Source organism: Colwellia sp. PAMC 21821, assembly GCF_002077175.1.
In the GTDB taxonomy this organism is placed as follows: Bacteria; Pseudomonadota; Gammaproteobacteria; order Enterobacterales; family Alteromonadaceae; genus Cognaticolwellia.
Genome location: NZ_CP014943.1, coordinates 3,038,028 through 3,057,173, shown reverse-complemented (window position 1 = coordinate 3,057,173; position 19,146 = coordinate 3,038,028). Strand labels below are relative to the sequence as shown.

17 protein-coding genes and 1 other RNA gene are annotated in these 19,146 nt (G+C 37.7%); 10 read left to right on the top strand and 8 right to left on the bottom strand.

All coding sequences use genetic code 11. The features are described 5' to 3' along the window. Nucleotides 1-21: 21 nt before the first annotated feature. On the bottom strand, nt 22-891 hold the full coding sequence (locus A3Q33_RS13055; RefSeq protein ID WP_081180335.1) for a prohibitin family protein: 870 nt from the start codon (nt 889-891) through the stop codon (nt 22-24). A 13-nt stretch (nt 892-904) separates the two neighbouring features. Then, the gene (gene nhaA / locus A3Q33_RS13050; RefSeq protein WP_155866770.1) at nt 905-2,119 is read right to left on the bottom strand and encodes a Na+/H+ antiporter NhaA; all 1,215 of its coding nucleotides are present in this window, start codon (nt 2,117-2,119) and stop codon (nt 905-907) included. 250 nt (nt 2,120-2,369) lie between these two features. Here nhaA and A3Q33_RS13045 point away from each other — a divergent pair, with 250 nt between their 5' ends. After that, nucleotides 2,370-2,840: an Lrp/AsnC family transcriptional regulator gene (locus A3Q33_RS13045; RefSeq protein WP_081180334.1), complete on the top strand. Its 471-nt coding sequence runs from the start codon at nt 2,370-2,372 to the stop codon at nt 2,838-2,840. Nucleotides 2,841-2,929: 89 nt separating this feature from the next. On the opposite strand, the gene A3Q33_RS13040 is transcribed toward A3Q33_RS13045, so the two are convergent. From A3Q33_RS13040 to grpE, 4 genes are all read right to left on the bottom strand, one after another. Beyond that, on the bottom strand, nt 2,930-3,601 hold the full coding sequence (locus tag A3Q33_RS13040; protein WP_081180333.1) for a hypothetical protein: 672 nt from the start codon (nt 3,599-3,601) through the stop codon (nt 2,930-2,932). A 373-nt stretch (nt 3,602-3,974) separates the two neighbouring features. Next, entirely contained in the window at nt 3,975-5,117 is a 1,143-nt protein-coding gene (gene dnaJ / locus A3Q33_RS13035; RefSeq protein ID WP_081180332.1) for a molecular chaperone DnaJ, read from the bottom strand. A gap of 340 nt (nt 5,118-5,457) precedes the next feature. Continuing rightward, on the bottom strand, nt 5,458-7,380 hold the full coding sequence (dnaK, locus tag A3Q33_RS13030) for a molecular chaperone DnaK (RefSeq protein ID WP_081180331.1): 1,923 nt from the start codon (nt 7,378-7,380) through the stop codon (nt 5,458-5,460). A 956-nt stretch (nt 7,381-8,336) separates the two neighbouring features. Continuing rightward, nucleotides 8,337-8,972 carry a nucleotide exchange factor GrpE gene (gene grpE, locus A3Q33_RS13025; RefSeq protein WP_081180330.1) on the bottom strand — a complete coding sequence of 212 codons (636 nt, stop codon included), beginning with the start codon at nt 8,970-8,972 and terminating at the stop codon, nt 8,337-8,339. Between the two features lie 185 nt (nt 8,973-9,157). Between grpE and nadK the strand changes: the two genes are divergently transcribed. The 3 genes from nadK to A3Q33_RS13010 all read left to right on the top strand — a co-directional run bounded on the left by nadK (nt 9,158) and on the right by A3Q33_RS13010 (nt 12,332). After that, on the top strand, nt 9,158-10,039 hold the full coding sequence (gene nadK / locus A3Q33_RS13020; protein WP_081180329.1) for an NAD(+) kinase: 882 nt from the start codon (nt 9,158-9,160) through the stop codon (nt 10,037-10,039). 175 nt (nt 10,040-10,214) lie between these two features. Further along, nucleotides 10,215-11,879: a DNA repair protein RecN gene (gene recN / locus A3Q33_RS13015; protein ID WP_081180328.1), complete on the top strand. Its 1,665-nt coding sequence runs from the start codon at nt 10,215-10,217 to the stop codon at nt 11,877-11,879. A 105-nt stretch (nt 11,880-11,984) separates the two neighbouring features. After that, on the top strand, nt 11,985-12,332 hold the full coding sequence (locus A3Q33_RS13010) for an outer membrane protein assembly factor BamE (protein WP_196797956.1): 348 nt from the start codon (nt 11,985-11,987) through the stop codon (nt 12,330-12,332). Between the two features lie 125 nt (nt 12,333-12,457). On the opposite strand, the gene A3Q33_RS13005 is transcribed toward A3Q33_RS13010, so the two are convergent. Together A3Q33_RS13005 and A3Q33_RS13000 are read right to left on the bottom strand one after the other, a co-directional pair. Then, nucleotides 12,458-12,844 carry an RnfH family protein gene (locus A3Q33_RS13005; RefSeq protein WP_081180326.1) on the bottom strand — a complete coding sequence of 129 codons (387 nt, stop codon included), beginning with the start codon at nt 12,842-12,844 and terminating at the stop codon, nt 12,458-12,460. A gap of 36 nt (nt 12,845-12,880) precedes the next feature. Beyond that, on the bottom strand, nt 12,881-13,312 hold the full coding sequence (locus A3Q33_RS13000; RefSeq protein WP_081180325.1) for an SRPBCC family protein: 432 nt from the start codon (nt 13,310-13,312) through the stop codon (nt 12,881-12,883). 151 nt (nt 13,313-13,463) lie between these two features. Between A3Q33_RS13000 and smpB the strand changes: the two genes are divergently transcribed. The 6 genes from smpB to A3Q33_RS12965 all read left to right on the top strand — a co-directional run bounded on the left by smpB (nt 13,464) and on the right by A3Q33_RS12965 (nt 19,146). Next, nucleotides 13,464-13,949 (top strand): SsrA-binding protein SmpB, encoded by a 486-nt coding sequence (gene smpB, locus A3Q33_RS12995; RefSeq protein WP_081152077.1) that lies wholly within the window; start codon nt 13,464-13,466, stop codon nt 13,947-13,949. 93 nt (nt 13,950-14,042) lie between these two features. Continuing rightward, nucleotides 14,043-14,391, top strand: a transfer-messenger RNA (tmRNA) gene (ssrA, locus tag A3Q33_RS12990). 212 nt (nt 14,392-14,603) lie between these two features. Beyond that, nucleotides 14,604-15,821 (top strand): integrase domain-containing protein, encoded by a 1,218-nt coding sequence (locus A3Q33_RS12985; RefSeq protein WP_081180324.1) that lies wholly within the window; start codon nt 14,604-14,606, stop codon nt 15,819-15,821. 1 nt (nt 15,822) lies between these two features. Continuing rightward, nucleotides 15,823-16,935 (top strand): hypothetical protein, encoded by a 1,113-nt coding sequence (locus tag A3Q33_RS12980; RefSeq protein WP_081180323.1) that lies wholly within the window; start codon nt 15,823-15,825, stop codon nt 16,933-16,935. 131 nt (nt 16,936-17,066) lie between these two features. After that, entirely contained in the window at nt 17,067-17,480 is a 414-nt protein-coding gene (locus A3Q33_RS12975; protein WP_231295668.1) for a DNA/RNA non-specific endonuclease, read from the top strand. A gap of 721 nt (nt 17,481-18,201) precedes the next feature. After that, nucleotides 18,202-19,146 carry a hypothetical protein gene (locus A3Q33_RS12965; protein WP_081180320.1) on the top strand — a complete coding sequence of 315 codons (945 nt, stop codon included), beginning with the start codon at nt 18,202-18,204 and terminating at the stop codon, nt 19,144-19,146.

The window sequence follows — 19,146 nt, the reverse complement described above, 5'->3', positions numbered from 1 at the left end:
ATAACTGTGTTCACTAAAAATTTAATTTTTAGTCGTTCTCATATCTAAAATAGGCATATTACTGCTACCTAATACGGTAGCAGGTAATTTTCCATCCCAGTTTTGCGCTTCAGTTAACTTAACAATCAATGGGTTATTACCCAACGCTTTAGCTTTAGCCGTAATGGCCTCTGCTTCTGCCAGCCCTTTTATTCGAATAGACTCTGCTTCAGCAATTGCCACTAACTTAATACCATCGGCTTTTGCTTTCGCTGTATTTACATCACGTTGTGCTTCAAGGTTTTGTCTTGCTAGCTTATGCTTTTCAGCATCGGCTAAGTTTTTCTCTGTTTGCTTGGTTTCAATAGAGGTTAAGTATTTTGCCGGTAAACTGATGTTCTCAATCTGAATATTATCAACCGTAACAGGAAAGCCCTTCATTTCTTCAATAAAGTTAGCTTCAATTGCTTGAATGGCGCTGGCTCTATCTTGAATTAGCTTTTCTGCATCATACTGAGGTATAACATCTTTAGTTGCCGCTCGAAAACGCGGATCTAGAATTCTGTTCTCAAATTGAGACAAACCACCATATTGTCGAAATAACTCTAAAGCTGCAGTTTTATCGACAGTCCAGTTTACACTAACACTTATGGTTACAGGCATTTGCTCTTTAGTACTTGAGGCCATTTTCTCCTCATTTTTACGGGTACGTACTTCTATTTCTTCAACACTATCAATAAATGGCACTTTAAAATGCAAACCAGGATTTACCTGCTCTTTGGCTTCACTAAAGCGCTTGACAATGCCTATATGACCTTCATTGACGGTATAAACAGAACTAATGCCACCGATCACTATCGCCGCAACGACAATGATAGATTTTACTGGGATATTAAATTTTTCAACTTTCATAACTATTCCTTTTTTATTTTGTATTATTTGGATTTATGGTTATTTCGTCAGTTTCTTCAATATTTTTGACTCCACCTTTAATAATAAAGTAGCCAAAAACACCTGATATTAATGATCCTATTACTATACCTAATCTGTCTTGAAACATTAGATTCACGCCATTACCTTGCTCGAAAGCTAAAGACCCAATAAATAAGCTCATGGTAAAGCCGACACCACACAATATTGCCGCGCCATAAAGTAAACGCCAGTTGACGTTAGTGGGTAATTTTGCCCAACCTAACTTGATGGCAATAAAGCAAAAGCCAAAAACGCCAAGCTGCTTGCCGACAACTAAGCCAACAATAATACCTAATGGTACGGGTGCCATCACTTGCTCCATACCAATACCAGCAAAACTTATTCCTGCATTGGCAAAGGCAAATACAGGTAAAATAATAAAGGCCACTAACGAATGTAAATTGTCTTCTAGCGACTTTAATGGTGAAGGTTCACCTTCCTTTCCTTTGATAGGAATAAAGAACGCTAATACCACACCAGCTAATGTTGCATGAACACCAGACTTAAGTACCGCTATCCAAAGAACAATGCCTAAAAAGATATAAGGTGCGGTATTAGTGACACCACGTTTATTCATCACAAATAAAATAGCTAAAATACTAGCCGCAACCACTAAGGATAATAATGACAGCTGGTCGGTGTAGAATAATGCTATTACGATAATCGCGCCTAAATCGTCAAATATCGCTAACGAAGTTAAAAACACCTTAAGTTGCAAAGGTACTTTACTCCCTATGATAGACAATATACCTAAGGCAAAAGCAATATCAGTTGCGGTTGGAATTGCCCAGCCGTTAATCGCATCAGGATCATTATAATTAAAAGCAACATAACATAAAGCCGGTATCAACATTCCGCCTAAAGCACCTATAGCGGGCAATGTTACCTGCCCAGGTTGCGATAAATCACCTTCAATAAATTCGCGTTTAAGCTCCAAACCAACGAGGAAGAAGAACAGCGCCATTAGGCCGTCATTTATCCATAGTAATAATGGTTTAGCTATTTCGAAAGTACCTACAGATATTTGAACAGGAATATTCAACAGCATGTCGTAATAAACCATAAACGGTGAGTTGGCGATAATCATGGCCGCTACAGCAGCAAACATTAAAATAATGCCACTGGCAGCTTCAAGCTTTAAGAAATCGTTTACGCTTTTAATAATCATTGGTTCTCATTATTTATTTTCAATAGGACATAATATGTCACAAAGTGTTTTTTTACAAATATGTAAATGTATTATTTTGTAAAAAACTTTATATTAAATAATGAATAAATCGATAAAAATTCGAAAATATACAGATATATCGATAAAGGTTCATTTTTAATATGTTTTAACTGGTAATATGGCATTTAATAAATCTAGCAATTACTAGAAAAATTTAACTAAGTGATATTCCGCAGGGGCGAAAGTAGCAATGAAAAAACTTGATGATATAGATTTACGTATTCTGACATTACTCTATAAAGACGCTGATATCACCAATAAAGAGTTAGCTTCACAAATTGGTATTGCTCCATCAACCTGTTTGGAACGCGTTAAGCGTATGAAACACAATGGCGTTATAAATAATGCCTTTATTGATATTAACTTCAAAAGTATTGGCGGAAACATTGAAGCGATAGCTGCCATTAAGTTGCAACCTTACTCAGAATTAATTGTGAATAAGCTCAGAGATGACTTACTTAAACTACCTGAAATAGTTAGTTTGTATCATATGGGTGGTAGTTATGATTATTTTATTCATATGTCGGTAAAAGATAGTGAACACTTACGTCAATTTGTATTCAACGCGATTACTTCGCGCGAAGAAGTCACCACCGTTGAAACTTCACTTATTTTTGAGCACAGCCGTAGCGGTGTATTACCGATTTTTGATGAAGAATAACACCGAATATTATAATAACAAGTTGGTATAAAACTAAAAAACAGCTGATTTATCAGCTGTTTTTTAGTTAATTAGCCGGCATAACAATACTAATTTGTTACAAAATTTTCCGTCTCATAATATAGCGGTTTCATGGTGCCGCAGTTATAAAACTTATATTGTAATTCGTTGCGTTTCGGGACCGCGGATGTGGTATTGAATTTGGTCAAACACCCCGCATTTACGTCTATTTGGATGACGTGATCATAACTGGGTGGCTGTTGTAGGCGATGAATATAAATTTTGTTGTTTTTTCGATAAGTTACAACATCATACTCCTGCTGATTACTTGAAGGTTTAATATCATCGAGCTTGCGCATATACAATTGCTTTGCAAATTTTAAGGTCATGCTCTCGTAAACCAACATGCCATCGCGTTCAAAATGCCCCAAGTAAACATCAGCTTCAAGCGCAACTTTTTCACCTCGCATTAAACGCTGTAAATTAAAAGCTTTAGGCTTAATCGTGACCATATCGTTGTCACGAACTAATTGTACTAACGCGATATTTGTGACATCGAGTTTATACAATAATTGCACATCGTGCGGTTTTTGATAACCCGAGAAGTTATACGCAAAAATGCCCGAAGACTTATTCAGTAATACCATACCATGAATTCCTACATAAGCAGGATCAAGCGGCGGTAGTTCTTCAGGAGTAGACTCAGCAAAACTATATAAACTCACTGAGGCCATTAGCAGGCAAACAAATAAAACTCTCATTCAATGTCACTCTCTTCACGGTAAATTATCAAGGCGAGTTAACTATATCAGAATAATCAAAATCAAATGATTAAATAAAAAGATGATATTCACACTGATAAAACTGAAAATTCAATCACAGCAACACCTCTAGCAATTATCGAGATGACTAAGAACGGCGACGTGCATGGATGCACTAATGCCGTGAAGCCATGGATGGCTAGGAGCGGCCTGAACATCGTCACTCTTTCACATCCATGTGATCGTGACATACCGTTCGTCGACGTGCATGGATGCACTAATGCCGTGAAGCCATGGATGGCTAGGAACGGCCTGAACATAAAATCCCGCAACAGGGTGCGGGATTTTAGTGTCGGTTTATACTTGAGTAATCTTAGCTTTTAAGATCATCGAAGAATTTTTTCACTCCGTCGAAAAAACCGGTTTCTTTCGGGCTATGCTTACTGGTGCTTTTACCCATTTTTTCTTCTAATTGGCGTAATAAGTCAGCTTGATCACCCGATAAACTTACCGGTGTTTCAATCACAACTTTACACATTAAGTCGCCCACTGAATGACTGCGAACTGATTTAACACCTTTGCCACGCAAACGGAACATTTTGCCCGTTTGAGTTTCTTTCGGTATTTTAAGCTTAACTTTGCCTTCAAGTGTTGGTACTTCAATGTCGCCACCTAAAGCAGCAGTTGTGAAGCTAATTGGCACTTCGCAGTACAAATGATTTTCATCACGAACAAATATTTTATGGTCGCGAACATTGGCTTGCACATATAAGTCACCTGCTGGTGCACCATGCTCACCGGCTTCACCTTCACCTGACAAACGAATTCTGTCGCCGGTATCAACACCCGGTGGAATTTTAACTGAAAGCGTTTTATTTTTCTCTACACGCCCTTTACCGCGACATGAAGTACAAGGGTCTGAAATAACTTTACCTTGGCCAGAACACGTTGGACACGTTTGTTGTACAGCGAATAAGCCCTGACGCATTTGTACTTGGCCATGGCCGTGACACGTTGAACACGTTTTTGCACTGGTGCCTTTTTTAGCGCCACTACCGTCACATGGATCACAACTTACGAAAGTAGGTACTTTAATTTCTAAGGTTTTACCCTTAACCGCTTCTTCAAGACTTAGGTCGAGGTTATAGCGTAAATCTGAGCCGCGACGTTGGCGAGATTGACCACCACGTCCGCGACCGCCGCCACCAAAAATGTCACCAAAAATATCACCAAAAGCATCACCGAAGTCTTGTCCGCCGCCAAAACCGCCGCCTCCGCCGTGACCGCCTTGTTCAAACGCCGCGTGGCCGTATTGATCATACGCCGCGCGTTTTTGATCATTGTTTAATATTTCATAAGCTTCTTTAACTTCTTTAAACTGTTCTTCTTTAGCTTTATCACCTTGCGTTCTATCTGGGTGAAATTTCATTGCTAAACGTTTGTAAGCTTTTTTGATATCTCGCTCTTCTGCATCTTTTGATACACCAAGCACTTCATAATAATCGCGTTTTGACATAGGTTTTATTTCTTTACTTCAAATTTATGGATACTAATTTGTTTAACTTCTTTCTTAGACGCGGTATGAATTCTCTTTAACACCTTAAAAATCTAAGCAAATTACCATCATGTATTAATTAAGTTTCGTTGCTGTTTTACGTAGTTTTTACATAGTTTTTTACATAATAAAGCGCCGATAATTATCGACGCTTTAATTTGTTTGAACTAAACCACAAAGTTTAATTGTTTTTTGTTGTCACTGTATCGCTCTAGAGCAAGGCGGTCACGCGGAGCATACAAGTGTATGTGAGCATGTCCAACGCAGCTATTGAGCGTTACAGTTACAACCTAACAACTAATTATTTGTCGTCTTTAACTTCTTCAAACTCAGCGTCAACTACATCGTCACCGCCTGATGCATCAGCTTCTGGAGCTTCGCCTTCAGGTGCGCCACTTTGTGCTTGCGCTTTAGCTTGAGCAATTTCCATTAACTTAGCAGAAGCTTCGATAACCGCTTGAGACTTAGCATCGATTTCTTCTTTGCTGTCGCCTTTAAGCGCAACTTCAAGTTCAGCTAATGCCGCTTCAATTTTTTCTTTGTCTTCGCTTGGTAAATCGTCGCCTGCTTCTTCAATTTGCTTACGTGTTGCGTGAACCATGCCATCAGCTTGGTTACGAGCTTGAACTAGCTCTTCAAATTTCGCATCTTCGTCAGCATTTGCTTCAGCGTCACGTACCATTTGCTCTACTTCTTCATCTGATAAACCAGAAGAGGCTTTAATGGTAATTTTTTGCTCTTTACCTGTGTTCTTATCTTTAGCTGTTACGTGCAAAATACCATCAGCATCTAAATCGAATGTTACTTCAATTTGTGGCGTTCCACGAGGAGCAGCATCAATACCTTCAAGGTTAAATTGACCCAAAGATTTGTTTGCAGAAGCTTGCTTACGCTCACCTTGCATAACATGTACTGTTACAGCAGCTTGGTTATCATCAGCCGTTGAGAACGTTTGAGACTGTTTAGTTGGGATAGTGGTGTTTTTATCGATAACTTTCGTCATCACGCCGCCCATTGTCTCAATACCTAATGATAATGGTGTAACGTCTAATAATAGAACGTCAGTTACATCACCAGAAAGTACACCCGCTTGAATCGCAGCACCTGCCGCTACAGCTTCATCAGGGTTAACATCTTTACGTGGCTCTTTACCAAAGAATTCAGTAACAACTTTTTGTACCATTGGCATACGTGTTTGACCACCAACCATGATTACGTCGTTAATGTCGCTAATTGAAAGGTCAGCATCTTTAAGTGCTTGTTTAAGCGGACCTAAAGTAGCTTTAACCATGTCTTCAACTAGAGATTCTAATTTAGCACGCGTTACTTTGATGTTCATGTGCTTAGGGCCTGAACCGTCAGCAGTAATGTAAGGCAAGTTAACGTCTGTTTGTTGTGCTGAAGAAAGCTCACATTTCGCTTTTTCTGCTGCTTCTTTCAAACGTTGCATAGCTAATGGATCTTGCGTTAAGTCCATGCCTTGATCTTTCTTAAATTCAGCTACTAGGTAGTTGATTAAACGGTTATCAAAATCTTCACCACCTAAGTGAGTGTCGCCGTTTGTCGCAAGTACTTCAAACGTGTGCTCACCTTCAACTTCATCAATTTCGATGATAGAGATATCAAATGTACCGCCACCTAAATCGTATACTGCAACAACTTTGTCGCCTTCTTGCTTGTCCATGCCGTAAGCAAGTGCAGCAGCCGTTGGCTCGTTGATGATACGTTTAACATCAAGACCAGCAATACGACCCGCATCTTTAGTTGCTTGACGTTGTGCATCGTTAAAGTAAGCAGGAACCGTAATTACCGCTTCAGTGACTTTTTCGCCTAAGTAGTCTTCGGCTGTTTTTTTCATTTTTGCTAAAACTTCAGCAGAAACTTGTGGAGGAGCGATATTTTTATCACGCGCCGTAACCCAAGCATCACCGTTGTCAGCTTTAACAATGCCAAAAGGCATAATTTTAATATCGCGTTGAACTTCTTCATCTTCAAAACGACGACCGATTAAACGCTTAATAGCGAACAATGTATTTTTTGGGTTAGTTACAGACTGACGCTTAGCAGGTTGTCCAACTAAAGTCTCGCCTTCTTCTGTGTAAGCAATGATTGAAGGAGTTGTACGATCGCCTTCTGCATTTTCAATTACACGTGCTTTACCACCATCTAGAACAGCAACACAAGAGTTTGTTGTTCCTAGATCAATACCAATAATTTTACCCATTTTGACGATCTCCGAATACTTATATATTAAAAATAAAGATTAAATCTTTTGATGAACAGTTAGTGGGGGCAGGAAAAAGTCTTTTCAACTATTTTTATCGAAAAATTTTAAAAAATATAAATTATTTTTGCTCTGTTCTTTATTAAAGCCGATTAGGAAAGTACTTTAAGCATTTGCAATTTATAGCAAAGCAAGTGAAACACAGTAGGTACGTTATTTATTAAGGAGATTAAAATAACAAGCTAATAATTTTACGAAACAATAAATATGAATTTTTGATTAGCATCACGGTTGCGGTTTTATGCAGGTCTGATTCATAAGAGTCTCCGCTTGGTGGTAATATCTTTTAATCTCTTAATACGAAAAACCAAAAAAAACCACAAAACATATTTCACCCCACATTTACTTTTCTTATCACCAATCACTTCTCGGTGTAGCGCGCAGCGCCTCGGTGCCTTGGTGGTAGAAGTCCTTAGTCTCTTACTAAAAAGAACTCAGTGGTAAAAGCGCAAAAGCCAAAAGAACACAACAAAAGATATTTCACCACCGAGGCACAGAGGGACTTCGTCCTACACCGAGAAGAGCAAAAAACATGAAAGTAAGATCTTACCCATATTCACTGTCTTATCACTAATCTCTCCTCGGTGTAGCGCGCAGCGCCTCGGTGCCTCGGTGGTAGAAGCCCTTAGTCTCTTACTAAAAAGAACTCAGTGGTAAAAGCGCAAAAGCCAAAAGAACACAACAAAAGATATTCACCACCGAGGCACCGAGGATGCTTTGTCCTGAATCGAGAAGTGAAGGCTATAAAAGTAAGGTCGGGGGTTTCTTTTCTCTTATTTACATTAGTGAGCTCTGTTTTATAACTGTTTGGGCACATTGGTAGATAACAAATTTTGCACATAAAAAAACCAGACACTTGTCTGGTTTTTCTTATGGCAAACTACCGGATAATAAAATTATGCAGTAGTATCAACACTTGGTTTAGCTTTTGACACCATAACCATAGCAGGTCGAATTAAACGACCATTTAGCTCATAACCTTTTTGCATTACGGCAATAACAGTATTAGGTGCAACACCTTCAACTTCTTGCATTGACATTGCTTGATGTAATTCAGGATTAAATGGTTGATCTTGAGGATCAATCGATTGAATCGAAAACTTCTCTAATGAGCTAAGTAAACCCTGATGTGTTAACTCAATACCTTCAATGATAGCGGTATTACGCTCGTCATCTTTATCGATACTTTGCAACGCGCGCTCTAGGTTATCAACCGTAGTTAACATTTCAGCAGCAAACTTTTCTAAAGCAAACTTACGTGCTTTTTCAACATCTTGTGCTGCACGTCGGCGAACATTGTCTACTTCTGCCTTTGCACGAATTACTGAATCTTTTTGATCAGCAACCGTAGCTTTAGCGGTAGCTAAGGCTAATTCAAGCGCGTTTATTTTTTCTTGTTCAGCACTGATATTTTCAGCGGCAGCATCAAGTTGAACTTCAACTTGCTCTTCTGCATGCTCAATAATTTCAGCGGCTAATGCGTCTGCTGCAATTTCTTCAGCACTTTTATTCTCTGTTGACTCGTTGGCCATGAAAAACTCCAAAGTAGGTCTAAAAATTCAAAATAGGTAAAACCAATAACGCTAATTATGGGGGCTTGTTTTTATGATTCAAGCACAAAAGTAAATCATTTAAAAAAAAGTCAACTTTACAAGCGAGTAAAATAGCGCGAAACTGCTTATAGTCCTTAATTATATTACATATTTATAAGCACCGTATGAGTAATTTATACAACACCATTGGCTTAATTGGCAAACCTCATCATGAAGGTGCCAGTTCCACTATAGAAGCATTACACCAATATTTGTCACAGCAAGGTTATAAAGTGCTGATAGAAAACTCTGTCGCGCAAACCGTTAATATTGACAATGTAAACATGGCTTCACTAACCAATATTGGCGATCAAGCTGATCTCGCTATTGTTATTGGTGGTGACGGTTATATGCTTGGCGCCGCAAGAGTTTTAGCTTGCTATAACATTGGCGTAATCGGTGTTAACCGCGGTAACTTAGGCTTTCTTACTGACTTATCTCCTGACGATTTAATTGCCCCACTAGAAGCTATTTTAAAAGGCGAGTCACGTTCTGAGCAACGCTTTATTATTGAAGCCGAAGTTTATCGCCACGGTAAACTTAAAAGCTCTAACAGTGCGGTTAATGAAGCTGTACTGCATGCGGGTAAAGTTGCCAACATGATCGAGTTTGAAGTTTATATTGATGGCAGTTTTATGTTCAGCCAACGTTCTGACGGGCTAATTGTGTCAACCCCTACAGGTTCAACGGCTTACTCCATGTCAGCGGGCGGCCCAATATTAACGCCTAATTTAAACGCGCTTTCACTGGTGCCTATGTTTCCTCATACTCTGTCTAGTCGGCCAATTGTGGTTGACGGTAACAGTGAAATCAAACTGAAATTAGCGAATGAAAACTATGAGAACTTGCAAGTTAGCTGCGACGGCCATGTAATTTTAGCCGTTATGCCGGGTGATGAAGTTATCATTAAAAAAAGTGAATTTACCTTGCGCTTAATACACCCACTTGATCATAACTACTTTAATGTCCTAAGAAATAAATTAAGTTGGGGTAATAAACTCTACTAACTTTACGTAAAACAGTGGCCGATAAAATGGCCAAATATAAATAAAATTTCAAACATAGCTTGAATAAAAACCAGATACTGTATAAATTAACAGTATCTGGTTTTTTTGTAATCAAAGGTCGTTATTTTACGCTCATCATGGGTTGAGCATTTATATAACGGTACTAGGACTGACTATGTTATTGCATCTCAACATTCAAAATTTTGCCATCGTGCGTTCACTCGACATTGATTGGCAGCAAGGCATGACCACCATTACCGGCGAGACTGGTGCAGGTAAATCTATTGCTATCGACGCCCTAGGACTTTGCCTAGGTGATCGAGCGGTAACTAATGTAGTACGACCTAACTGCGCTAAAGCTGAATTAGCGGCTACCTTTGATACAACTAAGAATAAACACGCTAAAAACTGGTTAAAAAAGAATGACATGTTGCTCGATAACGAATGTATTCTTCGCCGGGTAATTTCTGCTGAAGGCCGATCGAAAGCTTATATTAATGGTAGCCAAGTTCCATTAGCGCAACTTAAAGAAATAGGCCAATTACTGATCAACATTCACGGTCAACACGACCATCAGCTAATTGTTAAAGCCACCGAACAACGCAATATTCTCGACGCTTATGCCAGCCACCAACACCTGTTAGATGAGGTGAAATATTATTATCATCAATGGCGCGAACTAACCCAAGAAGCAAAGCTATTACAAGAAAGCAAACTCCAACGCGAATCTAAACAGCAACTACTACAGTATCAAGTTAATGAATTAGACGAGTTTTCATTACAAATTGACGAATTTGAAACCCTAGAAACTGACTACAAACGCCAAAGTAACGGTCAACACATTTTAAGTGAAACTTTAGTTGCTGTGCAGCTGTTATCTGAAAGTGAACAATTTAATGTCGTCGACAGTTTACAACACAGTGCAGAGCAAATTGCCGCCTTAGGTAATTACGACCCAGCATTAAAAGCTATTGCAGAGCAACTTACCGAAGCATTAATTCAAGTAGAAGACGCAAGCCAAGAACTTAAGCATTATTACGAAAGCTTAGAGCTAGACCCACAAGCCTACACATTAATAGAAGAACGTTACTCAACCGCTGTGTTACTCGCTAAAAAGCATCAAATTTCGCCTGATGCGTTAGCCAGTTTTCATCAACAGTTATTACAAGAGTTACAACTATTTAGCTCTGACGAAACACGCTTAACGCAAATTAATGATGATATCGAAACTGCAAAACAAAAATATCAGCACGCGGCATTAACCTTGTCTGATTCAAGAAAAAAAGCCGCAACTAAACTCAGTAAAATGATCACGAAAAGCATGGGCGAACTTAACATGCAGCATGGCAAATTTTTTATTGATATTTGCCAAGATAAAAATGAACACTTATCAGTAAACGGCAGCGACACCGTGAGTTACTTAGCAAGTTTAAACCCTGGCCAAGCCCTTGAGGCCATGAACAAAGTCGCCTCTGGCGGTGAATTGTCAAGAATCAGTTTAGCGATGCAAGTTATTTTAGCTGACAAAATTGTTACACCTACGCTTATATTCGATGAAGTGGATGTCGGCATCAGCGGGCCTACGGCGGCAATGGTAGGTACTAAACTAAAACAGTTAGCGAAAAATACCCAAGTAATTTGTGTAACGCATTTACCACAAGTCGCGAGTAAAGGTCATCAACAGTTATTTGTCGCTAAGTTAACCGATGGTGAGCATACAGAAACAACCGTTACGGAACTTTCTAGCAATGGCCGCGTCCAAGAAATTGCCCGTTTATTAGCAGGTGATAAAATTACCGAAAATAGCCTGGCAAACGCACAAGAATTATTAGCTGGATAAAGCAAACATCAGCAAGCGGGTAAAATAAACTAAAAATTATTTTGTATCTGTCAGCCCGCTTCGCTATTATCCCCGTTCAAACTATAAAGGATAAATATAATTACCATGTTGTTTCGAGTATTAGCTATTGTAATCGCCTTGTCTGTTTCTGCCTGTTCTAGTTGGGTTTATCGTATAGATATTCCACAAGGAAACTATTTAGAGCAAAAAGATATCGACAAACTTCAAATTGGCATGACAAAAGAACAAGTTAAGTTTGTATTAGGCAGCCCTGTTGTTGAAGATGCATTTAATAAAGATATTTGGCATTATGTTTATCGTTTTAAATCAGGTAAAAGCACAGATTTTGACGCAAAAAAACAATTTACCATCACGTTTAATGACAACAAAGTTGTTAATGCCGAAGGTGATTTTGAATTACCAGAAAGCTATCACGTGCCTATGGTTAACTAACATACTAACTAAACGTTAAGCTAAACATTAGTTTTTGTGAAATATAAAGCATGTCTATACGGCATGCTTTTTTGTTTCTAGTGTGGAGTTGTATTGAGTTATTTAAATATAAGCGAAATAATAGATCAAGCTTCGCCTGTTTTACCTTGACGAGGATCAACCCGACCACCCGTAATTTTATTAGCTCGGCCTTCTTCCTTGGCTTTTTCTGCTCGGCGTTTGCGTACTTCTTTCGGGTCGGCAAGCAACGGGCGATAAACTTCGATACGATCTAAGTCTTTTACTAAATCAGTTAATTTAGCCGCGCGATTCCATATGCCGACATTATTAACCGTTAAATCTATTTCAGGAAACTCATCAATAATGCCAGAAGCTAAAATAGCTTGCTCTATTGTAGTATTTGGCTCAACAGTACAGCTAATAATTTCTTGTCGCGTGGGTGTGCCATAAACCACCTCAATGGCGAATTGCTCTTGCACACTACTCTCTTCATTCATAACCTGTTCGCTCATGTTTCTGTAAACTCTTTTAATGCGTTGCTACTACCACTAACCGTAAACTTCTTTTGCTCGTTGGGTAAAGGCTTGTACCATATTATTAGCTAAATTATTAAATACCCGACCGAAGGCTAAATCAAACATTTTATTAGAAAATTCATAATCTAACGTTAACTCAATCTTACAGGCATCATCTGATAATGCTTTTAATTGCCAGCCGCCAACAAGGTACTTAAATGGTCCATCAACCAAGCTCATTTTAATTTCTTGATTACTAATTAACTCGTTTTGCGTTGTAAACCATTTTTTCAGGCCGCCTTTAGAGACTAATAACGCGGCTGTCATACCCTGTTCATCTTGAGCAATTATTTTACTATCGCTACAATCAGGTAGAAACTTTGGGTAAGCAAGCACATCATTAATTAAATTATACATATCATCTACACTGTGCATCACTAATGCACTACGGCTTATGTTCGGCATTCGCCCTCCAATTCTCAAGGGCGCTATCATAACAAATGTCTTATAAAAACGCATTAAAGTGAAAAATGATAAATAAGCCATTTAAATAACAACGATTCTCCGTATAATGTTGGCGATTGCTATTTTTGGTAGTAAACAGAATGGAAATATAATGGCAAAGAAAAAAAAATCATCAAGCAGCAATACTATTGCTCTAAATAAAAAAGCGCGTCATAACTACACCTTAACTGATAAGTTTGAAGGTGGCATGAGCTTACAAGGCTGGGAAATTAAAAGTATACGCAGCGGTAAAGTAAATATATCTGACTGCTACGTGCACATTAAAGAGGGTGAAGCCTATTTACTCGGCGCTGAAATTATGCCGCTTAATGCCGCTTCTAGCCACGTAGTATGTGATCCTAACCGTGACCGAAAACTACTATTAAACCGCAGAGAGTTAGAAAAAATCACCGCTTCTGTAGAGCGCGATGGCTATTCTTTAATTGCTACCGCAATGTATTGGAAAGCGTGCTGGGTTAAATTAGAGTTTCATTTAGGTAAAGGTAAAAAAGATCACGATAAACGCGCTGACATAAAAGACCGCGAGTGGGCGGTTGATAAAGGTCGTTTAATGAAAAATAAAAACTTAGACAGGTAACTGGTTAAAAAATACCACGTTGTCTATTTAAACTAAGCATTGTACAATGCACCACATAGGCTAATATAGCTTATAGAAAAAGAGTAAAGCTTTGGGGCGGATCTAGGATTCGACGAGATTCATGAAACCCAAGGTGCATGCCCAGGGGCGGTTTGCCTGGTAAAAAGCCGCAAAACTATAATTGCAAACGACGAAACGTTCGCACTAGCCGCTTAGGCTAGCCATCGCCTCAAAAATTCTCCTATTGTTTAGAGGATCGATGGTCACCCCAAATAGGATAGCGAGGGAAGCACGCTTAAGGCTGAACCGCGAAATAGTATTAAGCTCACCATGACGAAGCCTGTCGGTTGGCGTCCAATTGGTTAAATAAAAAATCGACTAAGCATGTAGTACCGAGGATGTAGGCTTTTCGGACGGGGGTTCGATTCCCCCCGCTCCACCAAATCAATATTCGAAGAGATTCGAATACAATTATTAACCCGCTATTTCATTGAGATAGCGGGTTTTTTTATATCTATAGCATTCAAAGATGTTTACTAACATTCAACTAATTTAGTACCATAGATGGTACCACAAAGATAAAACATAAAAACTTGTGGTACTAAATATGACTATAACCTCTACATAATACTGAAATGGTTAAGGTACTAAAAAATGGCTAAGACTGTAATGCCGCTAAATGACTCACAAATAAGTAAGTTAAAAGCCAAAGATAAAGAATATAGTAAATCTGATGGTTATGGATTGTTACTCTCAATTAAACCTTCAGGTACTAAAACTTGGCTTTTTAAGTACTACAAACCCCTCAGTAAAAAAAGAACCAATTTAAGTTTTGGTCAATATCCTACAACAAGCCTAGCTGATGCAAGAAGAAAACGAGAAGAAGCGAGGGAGCTATTAGCTAAAGATATAGACCCAAAAGAGTTTAAAGAGCAGCAATATTCCCAGCAAGCACAAGCTAATATAAATACATTAGAGAAGGTAACTGCTGATTGGATGATACTAAAAAGAACAAAAGTATCATCCGAATATGCTGATGATATATGGCAATCTTTGGTAAATCATATTTTTCCTGAGCTGGGAGCAAGACCTCTTCACTCATTAGAAGCAAAAGTAGTTATTGAAACCATCCAACCAATAGCAGCTAAGGGTGCATTAGAAACAGTTAAGCGATTATGCCAACGCTTAAATGAAATAATGGTTTATGCAGTTAATACAGGTGTTGTACACCATAATCCACTAGCAGGTATTCGCGCTGCTTTTGAATCACCTAAAAAGACACCGATGCCAACTATACATAGTGATGAGCTTCCTGAGTTTTTAAGTACCCTCGCCCGCGCCAGCATCAAGTTCACAACAAGATGCCTGATTGAGTGGGAGCTTCATACCATGACTAGACCTAACGAAGCTGCTCGAGCAAAATGGGAAGATATTGATTTGGTAAAAGATGCTTGGATAATACCTGCATCAATAATGAAAATGAGACGCGAACATAAAATACCTCTAACACCATACACCCACCATTTACTTAAGTTGATGAAACCTATTAGTGGACACCGTGAATATATATTCCCCGCAGATAGAGACCCAAAAAAACATACAAATGAACAAACAGCAAATGCAGCAATCAAACGTATGGGTTTTAAAGGGAGGCTAGTAGCACATGGATTAAGAGCTTTAGCTAGTAGCACTATTAATAATACGAAAAAATTTGATCCTAAATTAGTAGAAGTTGCATTAGCTCATCAAGAAGAAGATAAATCTAAAGCGGCATATGACCGAGCAGATTACCTTGAAGCAAGACGGGAAGTCATGAATTGGTGGAGTGAATTTATCATTAAGAAGTCTCAAATTAATTATATGGATTTATAATATGTTATGTTTTGACAAGCTAGAAAAAAGTTGGAAAAAAACAATTTCTACTAACGATGCTGATTTTATAAAATTTAGCGCAGATAAAAAAAACATTGATGACATCATTAATAAAGACAAAAGCAAGAGTGATATTTACAACAAATTAGTAAACATCAATAAATCTCTAAAAATTCTAGGTAAAAATCATCCTGTAACATTGGACGAAAAAGCTATTTATGACTTAGCTGAAACGGAACGAGCTGAGATATATCATGGTAAAAAATATATTGAGAAAATCATAGCAGAACAAGGTATTGATGCTTCTACAGCTGATTTACTGAATGTCGCTTTTGAACTAGGTCAAAACATTGGTAGTTATAATATGGCGCTAGGATTTCAACAATATTTTGAAGCTGGTCAGCAGTCAGCACAAGGCATGCTTAAATCAATAACAATGAAGAAGATTAAAAGGGAAAGTTATTTCGATATATTTCAAATGATTTTTAATAAACTATCCGATGATGAATCTTTTAAATCTTTTAGTAATGATATATCCATGCCACAACTTGATGAGTTTTTACAATCTAAAATATCAAACCTTCCAATTATTAAAGACACAATGGATAAGTACATTAAAGAAGGTTTTATAACTCCTAAGAAAGGTACCAGAACTAAAGTTGATAAAGAACAAGGACAAAAATTAAAAGCTTATCTATCTGAGGTATACAAGTCTGATTTCAAATATAATATCAGTGAATTATACAACTCCACTGTTGAGTCAAAAAAGAACCAAACAAGTTCCGATCCTACGTTACATAGTCCAATCAAACTTGAAGTAAACATGATTGCTTGCTGTAATTCATTATTTTCTTCAAGGAAATACAAAACACAATTACTAAAACTCCCCATAAAAGCGATCTCTGCAGGTATTGTTGAAAAGTTAACTTTAAATACAGCTTTTACTGATCTCAAAATAGCCCACTTTAAAAATATTATTGAACTTGAAATTAAGGTTAAACATAGCCAGCTTTATAAGGAGACAATTAATATAACTCCGAGCTATTTGCATAGAAAATCTTTTTCTAAGGTTTATTTTGCTGCCCAAGAAGATAAAACAATTAAAGGTTTCTAGTTAAAAATTACTCTTTAGTTAACTATTCCTGGAAAGTATATACCATCAGTGCCACCCAATTGCATCTAGCGTTGCCACCCTAAAAAACTTTAGGTATTTATAAGTTATTAGAGTCAGATAAGGGGCATCAAGTGCCATTAGCTAGCTTTGCTGGACATAAAAATTGGGCAGAGCTAAATTACCTATCCAACATAACGCCTCAAAAGTCAGCTTTAAATCAAGGCTCATGGGTTGCATTAGAAGTTGCTGTGCGCAAAGCCGTAAGTTTCAGAAACTCACTATATGTTATTACCGGAACTTTGTATTTAGAGCCTGAAAAACCATTACCCGGAGCCGACGAAACACATACTATCCCCTCAGCATATTTTAAAGTTGTTTATGACTTAAACGGCAATGCGGCTAGTTTTTTCTTTGACCAAGATCTTCCAAGGAAAGCTAATTATTGTGAACAACAAACGAGTAATAAGAACATTAATAATAAAACTTCTTATACTATGCCTAGCTTTGCAGACTCAAGAGAAATACTAAAAAGACTCGGCTGCTAATACATAGCTTCAGCCAGATATTAAGAGTTACAACTCACTTGATATTAAATATCATCCTGATAAAGATATGGTAACTAAGTGGTCATATCTTTATCTCAGCATCTAAAGCATAAAGTTATATATGTAATACCTTATGATGCCTTCTGGTGGTTAAACTGACTTTGTTTAATATACCTATTAGCAAACTCAACAGAGCCAAAAAAATAATTAATTAACTTGGTGCGCTTATTAATAATATCTATAGGCATATCTTTATTGTTGATTATATCAAGCCAAGTTGTGACGAGTGCTGGAGGTGGGAGTTTTTGATACATTACATTCAATCCTTGAAAGTTAATTAGTAATAAATAATCTTAGTATAAGATTAATATTATGCAAGGTAGTGATGCCCCCTATGTCTCTTGATTATTTAGGTCAATTTTCAGTAATAAATAGTCGTTTCTATTGGAGAGCAGAGGTTACAACTTATTTATCAAATCGCTTAGGTTTCGGCTCAGCCGCCATTGTTGTCTAAGAAGCAAAATCCTACCTTACGAAAGCCGTCCAAAACGTGCAGAAAGTGGTTAACTGCGATTTAAGTATCATAACTTTGCGTTGTTCGTGTTTTGCGCTATATTTATTTTAAACAAGGATGAAAGGTTTTTTCTATGCAGTTTAGGGAATGAAACTGATTTATAAGTAGTTAGTCCTTCTTAAGTAACAAAATAGTTAAGGGACTATCATGAAAAATTTACTTCTAGCCATTCCACTTGTTTATTCGACACTATCCATTGCCAGCGATGATATTGATGTATATTCAATATCTCAAAAAGCGGCAATAAAGATATCTTCAGCTATTTGCCACCCTCTACTTTTAAGCCAACATTATGATGGGCTATATACTAAAGCCAAAAATAATGATCCTCAATATAAAAGTTTTGGTTCACTTAAAGAGTGTGTCCTCGATGAGAATAGACTACGAAAAGTAGACCAAAAGCGCTTCCCAGAACTTGTACTTATACAAAATGAATTATTACTTTCTAAATACAAAGAAGAGCTTGAAAACCTATTGAAAACAGGTAGTGCAACGGACCAACAAATCGCTGATGCTAAAGCTAAAGTAGCTGCAATAGAGACATTAAACGATGGAAACAAAAAAGTGGTTGCTGAAGCCAAAGCTGTGGAAGCCAAGGAACAAGACGACACAAATAAGTTTTATGGTTTTAACTGGGCACCCGGTATAGCGTTACTCAATTACAATGAAACATATATAAGTGACGTCAGGATTGAAACTACAGACGAAGCTGATAATCAAGTTAATACATTTTATATCGACAAGGAAGTTGACTCTAATATTGCCATAATGCTAGAAACCCATTACTTGTTTGAGCGGGGAGATCATTTATTAAAAAGGCAGTGGGGGCATGGTCCTTTTATAGCTACCAATGTGTATAAAAAGGAAAATGATCCTCTCTCAATAATAAGCTTTGGCTGGATGGTAGCAGTTAAAAATAAGGATAATTCAAGTGGTATTTCTATAGGTCTTGGCTATTTCATTGATACTGACTTTCAAGTAACAAGAGATAGCTTGAAAGATGGTGATATAACCTCTTATACCGACCCATCAAAAGCATTAAGAAGCGTTGACGAAAAAGGTTGGATGCTTATTGTTTCTTCCAAGTTTTAA